Origin of the sequence: Nocardia brasiliensis NBRC 14402, from assembly GCF_000308475.2 — a bacterium.
Lineage (GTDB): Bacteria > Actinomycetota > Actinomycetes > Mycobacteriales > Mycobacteriaceae > Nocardia > Nocardia brasiliensis.
Window position 1 is genome coordinate 113,950 of the sequence record NZ_BAFT02000034.1, and the last position, 11,820, is coordinate 125,769.

The 11,820-nt window shown below is 67.9% G+C and carries 10 protein-coding genes and 1 pseudogene; 9 read left to right on the forward strand and 2 right to left on the reverse strand.

Annotated elements, in window-relative coordinates; genetic code table 11:
* Nucleotides 1-197: 197 nt before the first annotated feature.
* The 9 genes and pseudogenes from TY25_RS10220 to TY25_RS10260 all read left to right on the forward strand — a co-directional run bounded on the left by TY25_RS10220 (nucleotide 198) and on the right by TY25_RS10260 (nucleotide 9,319).
* Complete coding sequence (locus tag TY25_RS10220) at nucleotides 198-1,400, forward strand: cytochrome P450 (RefSeq protein ID WP_042255680.1); 1,203 nt, start codon at nucleotides 198-200, stop codon at nucleotides 1,398-1,400.
* Nucleotides 1,400-2,193: pseudogene (locus TY25_RS10225) on the forward strand (SDR family oxidoreductase). The gene TY25_RS10220 and the pseudogene TY25_RS10225 overlap by 1 nt, the downstream one beginning before the upstream one ends.
* Nucleotides 2,190-2,396: a ferredoxin gene (locus tag TY25_RS10230; RefSeq protein WP_042255681.1), complete on the forward strand. Its 207-nt coding sequence runs from the start codon at nucleotides 2,190-2,192 to the stop codon at nucleotides 2,394-2,396. Before TY25_RS10225 ends, TY25_RS10230 begins: the two are co-directional and overlap by 4 nt.
* A complete protein-coding gene (locus TY25_RS10235) occupies nucleotides 2,396-2,944 on the forward strand; it encodes a Cif family virulence factor (protein ID WP_042255683.1) in 549 nt (182 codons plus the stop codon). The genes TY25_RS10230 and TY25_RS10235 overlap by 1 nt, the downstream gene beginning before the upstream one ends.
* On the forward strand, nucleotides 2,938-4,212 hold the full coding sequence (locus TY25_RS10240) for a hypothetical protein (RefSeq protein ID WP_042255684.1): 1,275 nt from the start codon (nucleotides 2,938-2,940) through the stop codon (nucleotides 4,210-4,212). Before TY25_RS10235 ends, TY25_RS10240 begins: the two co-directional genes overlap by 7 nt.
* Nucleotides 4,213-4,218: 6 nt before the next feature.
* Entirely contained in the window at nucleotides 4,219-5,823 is a 1,605-nt protein-coding gene (locus TY25_RS10245; protein WP_042255685.1) for an acyl-CoA synthetase, read from the forward strand.
* A 110-nt stretch (nucleotides 5,824-5,933) separates the two neighbouring features.
* A complete protein-coding gene (locus TY25_RS10250; protein ID WP_042255686.1) occupies nucleotides 5,934-7,526 on the forward strand; it encodes a succinic semialdehyde dehydrogenase in 1,593 nt (530 codons plus the stop codon).
* An 84-nt stretch (nucleotides 7,527-7,610) separates the two neighbouring features.
* A complete protein-coding gene (locus TY25_RS10255) occupies nucleotides 7,611-8,837 on the forward strand; it encodes a cytochrome P450 (protein WP_042255687.1) in 1,227 nt (408 codons plus the stop codon).
* The gene (locus tag TY25_RS10260) at nucleotides 8,834-9,319 is read left to right on the forward strand and encodes a glutathione peroxidase (RefSeq protein WP_014984854.1); all 486 of its coding nucleotides are present in this window, start codon (nucleotides 8,834-8,836) and stop codon (nucleotides 9,317-9,319) included. The genes TY25_RS10255 and TY25_RS10260 overlap by 4 nt, the downstream gene beginning before the upstream one ends.
* A gap of 69 nt (nucleotides 9,320-9,388) precedes the next feature.
* On the opposite strand, the gene cyp51 is transcribed toward TY25_RS10260, so the two are convergent.
* Nucleotides 9,389-10,741 carry a lanosterol 14-alpha demethylase gene (gene cyp51 / locus TY25_RS10265; RefSeq protein ID WP_042255688.1) on the reverse strand — a complete coding sequence of 451 codons (1,353 nt, stop codon included), beginning with the start codon at nucleotides 10,739-10,741 and terminating at the stop codon, nucleotides 9,389-9,391.
* Between the two features lie 88 nt (nucleotides 10,742-10,829).
* Nucleotides 10,830-11,820 (reverse strand): NtaA/DmoA family FMN-dependent monooxygenase (locus TY25_RS10270; protein ID WP_042255689.1); only part of this gene is annotated, 991 nt, incomplete at its 5' end.

Consider the following 11,820-nt stretch of genomic DNA (forward strand, 5'->3'; position numbering starts at 1 on the left):
AGCGGTGTCGCGAAATCTGCGCCGTTCTCGGGCGCGTCGGCGACTCGGTGCGTAATGGTGGTGGTAATCCAGCGGAACCATTGTCGGAGGTAGGTGCCGATGGTACTGTCCAGACACATGTCCAGTTATGTGTTGCCGACGGCTGTATCGGACTGTTCCAGCCGGGGGAACTTGTTCTCGAATGAGCGGCGGTCGCGATGACTGCCGCTTTGGAACCCTTGACGTTCGACCCGTACGACTACCGCTTCCACGAGGACCCGTACCCGACCTACCGGCGACTGCGGACCGAGGCGCCGCTCTACTACAACGCCGATCTGGACTTCTGGGCACTGTCCCGGCACGCCGACGTCACTGCCGGATTCCGGGACAGCACAAGACTTTCCAGTGCCAACGGGGTCTCCCTCGACCCGGCCGCCTGGGGTCCGCACGCGCACCGGGTGATGTCGTTCCTGGCCATGGACGATCCACGACATCTACGCATGCGCAGACTGGTGTACAAGGGCTTCACGCCCAAGCGGGTGGCCGAAATGCAGGGCCGCATAGAGGAATTGACGCTCTCCTATCTAGAGCCGGCGCTGGACGAGGGTGCTTTCGACTGGATCGACGAGGTCGCGGGCAAGCTGCCGATGGACGTGATCTCCGAGCTGATGGGCGTGCCGGAGATCGACCGCGCCGATATCCGCGGGCTCGCCGATCTGGTGGTGCATCGCGAAGACGGCGTGCTCGACATTCCGCAAGCCTCGATCGAGGCCTCGATCAAGCTGCTCACCTATTACACCGAGATGGTCGCCGAGCGCAGGTGCAAGCCCACCGCCGATCTCACCTCGGCGCTGTTGGATGCCGAAATCGACGGTGACACACTGTCGGACGCGGAGATCATCGGCTTCCTGTTCCTGATGGTGGTGGCGGGCAACGAGACCACGACGAAACTGCTCGGCAACGCGCTGTATTGGGGCGCGCGAAACCCGGGGGAGTACGCGAAGGTCGCGGCGGAACCGGCCCATGTCACGGACTGGGTGGAGGAGACCCTGCGTTACGACACCTCCAGTCAGGTGATCGCCCGCACCGCCACCGCCGACCTCGACTATCACGGCGCGACCGTGCCCGCCGGGGCCAAAGTGCTGCTGCTGATCGGCTCGGCCAACCGCGATCCCGCGGTGTTCGCCGAGGGCGACAGCTACCGCATCGATCGCACGGACAAGGGCGGGCTGGCGAGTTTCGGTGCGGGCGTGCACTACTGCCTCGGCGCGCACCTGGCGCGGCTGGAGGCGGCAGTCGCGTTGCGCGAGTTCGCCTCTCGGGTGCGGTCGTACACGGTGGACGAGGGCAATGCGGTGCGGGTGCACTCGTCGAACGTGCGCGGCTTCGCCCAGCTGCCGATCGCGGTGGAGGTGAAGTAGTGGCGCGTTTCGAAGCACATCCGGTCCGGCGCCCGGCGCTCGTGGCCGGAGCATCCTCCGGGATCGGTGCGGCCACCGCCGTCGCGCTGGCCGAACTCGGGCATCCGGTGGCGCTCGGTGCGCGTCGCGCCGACCGGTGCGCGGAACTGGCGGACAAGATCCGGGCCGGGGCGGCGAGGCGTTCGCGCATCCGCTCGACGTCACCGACGCCGCCTCGGTCGACGAATTCGTGCAGGCCGCGGAAAAGGCCTTGGGCCCCATCGAGATCCTGGTCTCCAGTGCGGGCGACATCGAGTTCTCGCCGGTGCACGAGATGGATCCGGAGCGGTTCCTGCGGCAGGTACAGGTGCATCTGGGTGGTGCGCACCGGCTGGCGCATCGGATGCTGCCGGGGATGCTGGCGCGTCGCCGTGGCGACATCGTCGTGATCAGCTCGGATTGCGCTCCCGAACCGCGCCCGCGCACCGGCGCGTACAGCGCGGCCAAAGCGGGCTTGGAGGCGATGGTCACCCAACTGCGAATGGAATTGGAGGGCACAGGGATTCGCGCATCCCTGGTGCGGCCGGGTCCGACCCTCACCGGCATGGGGATGGATTCGACACCCGAGGTGGTCGGCCCGCTGCTCGAGTCCTGGAAGGACTGGGGTTTCGCCCGGCACCCGAACATGCTGCGCCCGCAGCATCTCGCCGCGGCGGTGACGGCGGTGGTCTCCGCGCCGCGCGGCGCGCACCTGGTGCTCGTCGAGGTGCAGCCGGAAGCTCCGGTGCGCCCGAGAGATGAGGAACGACAGTGAGAGTCGTCGCAGACCTGGAGCTGTGCCAGGGCCACGCGGTGTGTCAGGACGAAGCGCCGGAAGCGTTCCGGGTTCCCAAACGCGGCAAGGTGGAGATCCTGACGGACCGCCTGGCCGCGGCCGACCGCGCCGAGGTAGAGCGCGCTGTGCGATATTGCCCGACCCGGGCGCTGTCCATCGAATCGACGAAAGAGGAGCGGTGATGGCCGGATTCGATCGGGCGGAACTGGACGAGATGGTCCGCCGCTGGCTGCTGGAGAACCGGCGCTGCGAGGAACTGGGCGATTGGCGGGCGCTCGCCGACATGTACACCGAGGACGCGACCTACGGTTGGAACTACGGGCCCGCACAGGAATTCATGGCGGTCGGCCGCGCCGAGATCCGCGAACTCGCCCTGGGTCAGGAGATGCAGGGCCTCGACGGCTGGACCTATCCGTACCAGGAATTCGTCGTCGACGATCGCAGCGGGACCGTCATCGGCTTCTGGAAACAGGTGTCGGAGGCGAAACGGCCCGATGGACGGCCGTATTCACCCGAAGGCATCGGCGGCAGCTGGTTCCGCTACGGGGGAGACTTCCAATGGTCTTGGCAGCGTGACTTCTTCGACTACGGCAACGTCTCGCAGATGTTCCTGGAGATGATCGGCGACAACGCGCTCACCGAGGGCATGCAGCAGCGCATCCAGCGGTCGGTCGCGGGACCGCTGCCCGGCTGGTATCGCATCGGCGAAGCGCCCGCGTCCCTATGGTGAATGCGATGCCGGAGAGCAACTTCGCGCAGCTGACCCGGGCGCAGCTCACCGTGCTGGTGCCCGAGCTGCTGCTGTGCGGGCACCTCATCGATCGATCGGGCATGGCGCACACCATCGCGGCCTTCGGCAGGGACGGGATGACCGCCGTCGCCATCGAGGAGTGGCAGCTGGCCAGCCCCGTCTACACGCGACGGATGCAACGCGCACTGGGCTTTGCCGGTGACGATGTGCCGACGATCTTCAAAGGGCTGCAACTGGATATCGGCGCGCCGCCGCAATTCATGGACTTCCGGTTCCGCGTCGCGGACGGCGCGCACGGGGAGTTCTGGCTCGACCACTGCGGTGCGCTGATGGACGTCGAGCCGTTGGGCCCCGATTTCGTGGTCGCGATGTGCCACGACATCGAGGACCCGACCTTCGACGCGACCGCACTGGCCACCAACCCGCACGCCCGGGTGCGGCCGATCCATCGCCCGCCGCGCCGGCCCGCGGACCGGAAACCGATGTGCGCGTGGACGGTCACCATCGACACCGCCCACACCCCGCCGCCGATACCGCCGCACGCCGAGCTGGTGGCGGGCTCGGCCGCCGCTCGGCTCGCGCTCGCCGAGATCGACCCGGACGAGGAGGGACGCTCGGATTACGCGGGACCGCTGCTGAGCGATCTGCGCTTCGCCGACTTCTCGAAGTCCGCCCTGGTTCGACTGGCCGAGGAAGTGTGCCTGCAACATCACCTGCTGACCCTCGGATTCATGATCGCCGTGCGCTCCAGGCTCGATCCGGCCGCGGCGACGGCACTGTGCCGCAAGCAGTTCGCGGGGATCGCCGGGCTCACCGCCGAACGACTACGCCTAGCGCTCGATCTGGGCGGCGACGACGCCGCGCTCGCCGCCGTGTTGCGCCTGCACCCGGCCTGGAATCCGTTGGCCTACACCGGTGTGTGCGTCGCGGACACCGAATCCGGTGTGCGTCTTGTGCTTCCCCGCTCCAGCGCCGCGGTGTCCGACGGCGCGTGGCCCGCCCTGATCGACGCCGAGCACCTCGCGGCCGTCGAGGCGATCGCGCGCGGGGTGAACCCTCGATATGTCGCGCGCGCAGTCGATTCGACGCCGGACGCGCTGGTCGTCGAGTTCTCCCAGGCCGACCATCCGTTCCGGGAGTCGACCGAGGTCGCGTTGACCCGGATCAGCACCGGCGCGGCCTTCGTCTTCGCCGAGCGCGGCACACCCCTGCCGCTGACGGTGGTGTCGCCCGTATCGAGAAAGTGAATTGCCGTGGCCCGTAACTTCGCCGACCTGTTCGAGCACGCCGTCGACGCGATGCCCGGGCGCGTGGCCCTGCTCGAAGGCGGGCGCTGTCGCACCTTCGCCGAATTGGACGCCCGCGCGAACCAGCTGGCCGCATTTTTGACGTCCGTGGACATCGGGCGGGGCACCCACGTCGGCTTCCAGATGCACAACGGCATCGAGACCATGGAAACGCTGCTGGCCTGCTTCAAGATCCGGGCCGTGCCGATCAACATCAACTACCGCTACGGCGTCGAGGAACTGCGCTACGTCTACCGGAACGCCGACCTGCAGGCGCTGGTCTATCACGCCGGCTACGCGCAGGCCGTGCAGCACGCTGCGGCCCGGATTCCCTTGCTGCGCCACCGGATCGTGGTCCCGGACGGCAGCGCGGACGCCGACCCGCCCGTGGACGCCGTGCACTACGCGGACGCGGTGGCCGCGGGCGCGCCCGCCCGGATCGACGTGGAGCGCAGCGCCGACGACCTGTTCATGATGTACACCGGGGGTACCACCGGCTTGCCGAAAGGCGTGATGTGGCGCCAGGAGGACATGTGGCGGGTGCTCGGCGGCGGCATCGATTTCTATACCGGCGTACCGGTCGCCGACGAGTACGCACAGTCCAGGGCCGGGGCGCAGGGGGAACAGGTCCGGTGGCTCGTGCTGCCGCCGCTGATCCACGCGGCCGCCATGATGCCGACGTTCACGGCGCTGTGGTCGGGGAACGCGGTCGTGTTCGAACCGCGCTTCGATCCTGATCGGGTGTGGCAGACGGTGGCCCGGGACCGTCCGCAGGTCATGGTGATCACCGGGGACGCGATGGCACGGCCCTTGCTCGACGCGTATCGGGCGGCTCCGGTCGACGCGTCGAGCCTGCTCGCGGTCGGTTCCGGCGCGGCGCTGCTTTCGCAGCCGGTGAAAAACGCGATGCTGGAGCTGTTTCCGTCGCTGGTCGTGACGGATTCGATCGGCTCCTCCGAAACCGGTTTCGGCGGTATCGGTTTCGCGCAGAAGGACGACAACCCTGGGCAGGGGCCGCGGGTGCGTACCGGGCGCGGCTCACTCGTGGTCGACGACGACGGGCGGCCGGTGCGGCCGGGCGAGCAGGGGTGGCTGGCGAAATCCGGTTCGGTGCCGCTGGGCTACTACAAGGATCCGGTGAAGTCCGCGAAGCTGTTCAAGACGGTCGACGGCACACGGATCGTGGTCACCGACGACCGGGCGCGGGTCGAGCCCGACGGGACGGTCACGCTGCTCGGGCGCGGCAACATGGTGGTCAACACCGGCGGGGAGAAGGTGTTCGTCGAAGAGGTCGAAGGCGTGCTGAAAGCCTACGCCGGGATCTATGACGCGGTGGTCGTCGGCGTACCGCACCAGCGCTGGGGGCGGCAGGTCGCGGCCGTGGTGTCGGTGACGGGACCGCTGGATTTCGCGGCGCTGGACGCGCACGTGCGGCGCCATCTGGCGGGCTACAAGGTGCCCAAGCAGCTCTGGTTGGTCGATACGGTCGGCCGGACGCCGAGCGGCAAACCCGACTACCGCTGGGCGCTGCGCCACACCGAGGAACATGCGCCCGACCATCGGGCGGACTGAATCGTGTGCCCCGAACCGCCACGGCACCAGACAGGAACGTGTTCTAATTCGAGGATCGCACCCGGCCGGACTACTGCGGCGCTTACGCACGTCATGGAGAAGAAGCCCCGATGACCACTGAGACCACCCACACCCCGGCGGCGGCGTTGCCCGCCCGGATCACCGCCGCGTTGATCGAGCGCCTCACCGGCTCGATCGCCGCCGACGGCACCGCCGCGCCGTATCCGATGACGGAGGTCTACACCGGTGCGGCGCTGGGCGAGCTGCCGCAGTCCACGCCCGACGACGTCCGCGTCGCCGGGGTGAGTGCCCGTGCCGCGCAACGGGAATGGGCCGCGCTGCCGCTGCGGGATCGGCTGCGGGTGTTCGAGCGGGCGCACGAACTGATCCTGAGCGAGGTCGAGACCATCGCCGATCTGATCCAGATCGGCTGCGGCAAGACCCGCCGGATGGCGGTCGAGGAATCCTGTGACGTGCCGATGGTCATCAGCCACTACCTGAAAACCGCGCGCCGGGTGCTGCGGCCGAAGCGGCGCGGTGGCGCCCTGCCACTGCTCACGACCTCGACCGAGGAACATCGCCCCAAAGGGCTGGTTGCGGTCATCGCGCCGTGGAACTTCCCCTTCGCCATCGCGCTCTCCGACGCGATGCCCGCGCTGATCGCGGGCAACGGCGTAATCCTCAAGCCGGACAACAAGACCGCGCTCTGCGTGCTGTTCGGCGTGGAGCTGCTGCATCGGGCGGGACTGCCGCGGGGGCTGGTCCAGGTGGTCTGCGGCGAGGGGCCGGATATCGGGCCGAGCCTGATCGATGCCGTGGATTTCGTGATGTTCACCGGTTCGACCGCGACCGGCCGGGTGGTGGGTGAGCGTGCCGGGCGCAACCTGATCGGGTGCAGTCTGGAACTGGGCGGCAAGAATCCGATGCTGGTGCTCGAGGACGCGAACCTGGACGAGGCGATCGCCGGCGCGACGTTCGCGGTGTTCGCCAACTCCGGCCAGGCCTGCATGCATATCGAGCGGATCTACGTGCACCGCAGCCGGTACGACGATTTCGTGCGCGGCCTGGTCGCGGCCGCCGCGGCGTTGAATACGAAGATCGGCGCCGCCTACGACTACACACCCGAATTCGGCTCGCTGGTATCGCCCCAGCATCGCGACCGGGTGGCCGCGCACGTCGAGGAAGCCCGCGCGAAGGGCGCGACCGTCCTGGTCGGCGGCAAGGCGCGCCCGGACGTCGGCCCGGCGTTCTACGAGGCGACCGTGCTCACCGGTGTGACGCCCGAGATGGCGCACGCGACGCAGGAGACATTCGGTCCGGTCGTCAGCGTCTACCCGTTCGACGACGAACGGGAGGCCGTCCGGCTCGCCAATGCCACCGACTACGGCTTGAACGCCAGCGTGTGGAGCCGGGACCTGGCCCGCGCCAACCGGATTGCCGCCCAACTGCAAGCGGGCAATATCAACATCAACGACGGTTTCGTGGCGACCTACGCGGCCAAGGCGACGCCGTCGGGCGGGCTCAAGCAGTCCGGTGTCGGCACCCGGCACGGCGATCAAGGGCTGCTCAAATACACCGACACGGTGAACGTCGGTGTGCTCAAACGTCAGGTGCTCGCCGCTCGTGCGGGGCAACCCTACGAGAAGCAAGTGAAGACGACGCTGATGTCGCTGCGGCTGATGCGCCGAACCAGGCTGCGCTGAGCCGGATCCGGGGCGGTCGAGGGCAGATGCGTTCGGCCGGCTCCGGATTCGGCCGCGGCGCGGTCGGCCGTCGAGGAGGTACCCATGGTGACGCCTTCGTTGCCCGCCGGATTCGATTTCACCGATCCCGGGCTGTGGGAGCGGCGAAGACCCGTCGAGGAATTCGCGCTGCTGCGCCGGACCGCGCCGGTGTGGTGGAACCCGCAACCGGACGAACAGTCCGGCGGGTTCCGCGACGGCGGCTACTGGGTGGTGAGCACCCTGCACGACGTCAAAGAGATCTCCCGCAATTCGGAGCTGTTCTCCTCCGAACGCAACGGCTCGATCATCCGGCTGCGCGACGACATCACCCCGGAACAGCAGGCCGCGAACGGCGTGCTGCTGATCAACATGGATCCGCCGAAGCATTCGAAATTCCGCAAGATCATCACGAAGGGTTTCACCCCGCGCGCGGTCGAGGGCCTGCGCGCGGCGCTGACCGAACGCGCGCATGCCATCGTGCACGAGGCGCGGAAAACCGGCGGCGGCGACTTCGTCGAACAGGTCGCCTGTGAACTGCCGTTGCAGGCCATCGCCGAGTTGCTCGGGGTGCCGCAGGCCGACCGACGCAAACTCTTCGACTGGTCCAATCAGATGCTCAGCTACGACGACCCCGATTACGGTGATCCCGCGCTCGCCTCCGCCGAAATTCTGGGGTACGCGTGGCACCTGGCCGAGCAGCGGCGGGCGAATCCGGCGGGGGATATCGTGTCCGAACTCGTGCACGCCGATGTCGACGGCGCCGGACTGGGCTCCGACGAATTCGGCTTCTTCGTCATCCTGCTGTCGGTGGCAGGCAATGAAACGACACGCAATGCCATTACGCACGGCATGAAAGCTTTCGTGGACAATCCGGAGCAATGGGAGCTGTATCGGCAGCAGCGGCCGCGTACCGCACCCGACGAGATCGTGCGCTGGGCCACCCCCGTCAGCTCCTTTCAGCGCACCGCGACGGCGGACACCGAGATCGGTGGCCAGGCGATCCGTCGCGGTGAACGACTCGGGTTGTTCTACGGCTCGGCCAACTTCGACGAGGCGGCGTTCACCGATCCGTTCACCTTCGACGTGCTGCGGGACCCGAATCCACATGTCGGCTTCGGCGGCACCGGCGCGCACTATTGCGTGGGCGCCAACCTGGCCCGGCTGGAAATCGACCTGATGTTCAACGCCATCGCCGACGCGATGCCCGAGATCACCCAGGTCGCCGATCCGGTACGGTTGCGGTCGGGGTGGATCAACGGAATCAAGAATTGGCAGGTCCGATACGAATGACTCTTCGAGACGTACCGTTGCAGACGCTGAACGGCGAGGCGACCACACTGGCCGAACTGGCCGGGGACAAGGTGGTGCTGCTGGTCAACGTGGCATCCAAATGCGGGCTGACCCCGCAGTATTCCGGGCTGGTCGAGTTGCAGCAGACCTATGCGCCGCGCGGTTTCACGGTGATCGGCGTGCCGTGTAATCAGTTCATGGGTCAGGAGCCCGGTACGGCCGCGGAAATCCAGGAATTCTGCTCGACCACCTACGGGGTCGATTTCCCGCTGCTGGCCAAGGCCGACGTGAAAGGCGAGCAGCAGCACCCGCTCTACGAGACGCTGGTGCAGACCGCCGATGCCGAGGGCGCGGCGGGCGAGGTGCAGTGGAACTTCGAGAAGTTCCTGATCGATCGGGACGGCAAGGTGGCGGGCCGGTTCCGGCCGACCGTCACCCCGGATGCCCCCGCGCTCGTCGCGGGCATCGAATCCTTGCTCTGAGTGCATTGTTCGAGGCCCGGCCGCGCACGCAGTGCGACCGGGCCTCGAATCATGTTCGGGGGTGGTGGTTCAGCGCGAGCGGCGGCGATAGCGCACGGTGCAAGGTTGCAGCAGCTGCACGACCATCTTGCTGTGGTCGTTGCGATAGCTGTGCGCGGGCTGCGCCATCTCGAACTCCCAGTCCCGCAGCAGGATCGAGAAGATGGCCTTCAACTGCATGAGCGCGAACGCCGCGCCGACACAGCGATGCCGCCCGGCTCCGAACGGAATCCAGGTCCACCGATTGACGATGTCCTCCTGCTTGGGATCCAGGTAGCGGGCCGGATCGAACAGATCCGGCTGCGGGAAGTCGGCCGCGATGCGGTTGGAGACCGCGGGTGTGGCGGCCACCAGATCGCCAGGTGCGATGCGATGCCCGCACACGTCGAAGTCCGCGCGGGCCACCCGCATCAGCACGATGAGCGGCGGGTGCAGGCGCAACGCCTCCTTGACGACCGCCTCGAGCTGCGGAATACGGCGCAGTGCACCGAAACTGATATCGGCGCCGTCGGCGTACAGCTCGTCGAGTTCGGTGACCACCCGGCGCAGCCAGTCGGGGTGACGCAGCAGCTCGATCACCGTCCACGCGGCGGTGCCCGAGGTGGTGTGATGGCCCGCGAACATCATCGAGATGAACATGCCGGTGATCTCCCCGGCGCCGAAGCGGGGCGCGCCGTGTTCGTCCCTGATCGAGATCAGCACGTCGAGCATGTCGCGATCATCCTTACCCGCAGGCGGATTCGCGTCGCGGCGGTCCATGATCTGCTGCACCAGCGCCACCAGTTCGACGCGCGCCGCATCGCGCCGCCGGAAACTCTCGATCGGCGCGTACGGATCCACGTAGGCCAGCGCGTCGGTGCCGCGTTCGAGATCGTGGTAGAGCCGGGCGAATCGCTCGTCGAGTTCGTCGCGGAACTTGGTGCCGATCAGGCACGCCGAGGAGGTGTAGATGGTCAGTTCGGCGAAGAAGTCGAGCAGGTCGATCTCGCCGGATTCGCCCCAGCCCGCGAGCATCCGGGACACTTCCCGTGCGATGGTGGCGGCGTGCCCGCGCATCTGCTCGCCCCGGAGGGCTTGGTTGTGCAGCATTTCCTTGCGGCGTTCCGGCGGGGCGTCGAACACGACGCCTTCGCCGAAGATCGGCTTCATGAACGGATAGGCCGCGGCCTGGTCGAGTTCGTCGTCGCCGGCCCGGAAGAAGAACTCGTTGGCCTGCGCTCCCGACAGCAGGATCACCCGGCGCCCCGCCAGGTCGAACACCCCGACGTCGCCGCACTCGGACCGCACTCGCCGCATCAAGCCGATCGGATCGGTCCGGAACTCGTCGAGATGACCGTGCTCGCCGTGTCCACCCGAGACCCGTTGCGGAGTAATGAGACTCATGGGAACCCTCCGAAGCGCACGGCCCGCAGATCATGTGGACACCTGTCTGGACAGTACTACGCCCGACGGGTGCCGACAAGGCCGCGCGTCAACCGCGACGGGTGAGGGGAGCGCGCAGGCCGAGGTGGTGGCGCAGCGTGGTACCCGTGTATTCGGTGCGATAGACACCCCGTTCCTGTAGTTCCGGCACCAGCCAGTCGACGATCTCGTCGAGCCCGCCCGGGACCAGGTAAGGCGAGATGTTGAAGCCGTCGACGGCGCCTTGCCGGACCCAGTGCGCCAGTTCGTCGGCCACCTGGGTGGGCGTGCCCGCGAAACCCGAACGCTCCGTGGACGCGATGACCACCGCTCGCAGCGAAAGGTTTTCGGCTTCGGCGCGAGCGCGCCATTCGCGCGCGATGCTTTGCGGGTCCTGGCCGTGCCGGGGCGCGCCGCGGGTCTCCGAGATGGGGCGTGGTTGCGGATCTTCCTTCGGCAGCGGGCCGTCCGGGTCCAGATGCGAGAGGTCCCGGCCCCACACCTGACCGGCCAGCGACAGTGCGGTCTGCCCGGTGTATTGGCCGTCCTTGACCCAGCGGACCTTCTCCTCGACCTCGGATTCCTTCTCCGCCAACACGATCTGGGTGCCGGGCAGGATCTTGATATCGTCCTCCGGCCGGCCCGCGGTGCGCAGCCGGGCGCGGATATCGTTCGCGAAGGCGAGCGCCTCGTCGAAATGGGTTCCGTGCCTGGAGAAGATGACGTCGGCATGGGCGGCGGCGAAGTCGCGCCCGGTCGCGGAATCGCCTGCCTGGAAGATGACGGGATGCCCCTGCGGGCTGCGCGGCAGGGTGGGGGTGATCGAGACGCGGAAATGATCGGTGGACCGTTCGACCGGGTGCACCGCGTCCGTCGCCGCCCAGACGGGGCTCTGCGGTGACGTGGCGATCGCGCCGTCGCGCCAGGAATCCCAGATCGCCCGCGCGGTGGCGAGGAACTCACCCGCCCGCTCGTAGCGCAGTGCGTGGTCGAGATAGCCACCGCGCCGGAAGTTTTCGCCGGTCCACGCGTTGTCGGTGGTGACCGCGTTCCAGCCGGCA

Bases quoted from the DNA above. Each gene is read 5' to 3' on its own strand.
- TY25_RS10220 (WP_042255680.1), top strand. From the start codon at position 198: ATGACTGCCGCTTTGGAACCCTTGACGTTCGACCCGTACGACTACCGC.
- TY25_RS10240 (WP_042255684.1), top strand. From the start codon at position 2,938: ATGGTGAATGCGATGCCGGAGAGCAACTTCGCGCAGCTGACCCGGGCG.
- TY25_RS10235 (WP_042255683.1), top strand. From the start codon at position 2,396: ATGGCCGGATTCGATCGGGCGGAACTGGACGAGATGGTCCGCCGCTGG.
- TY25_RS10255 (WP_042255687.1), top strand. From the start codon at position 7,611: ATGGTGACGCCTTCGTTGCCCGCCGGATTCGATTTCACCGATCCCGGG.
- TY25_RS10260 (WP_014984854.1), top strand. From the start codon at position 8,834: ATGACTCTTCGAGACGTACCGTTGCAGACGCTGAACGGCGAGGCGACC.
- TY25_RS10250 (WP_042255686.1), top strand. From the start codon at position 5,934: ATGACCACTGAGACCACCCACACCCCGGCGGCGGCGTTGCCCGCCCGG.
- cyp51 (WP_042255688.1), bottom strand. From the start codon at position 10,741: ATGAGTCTCATTACTCCGCAACGGGTCTCGGGTGGACACGGCGAGCAC.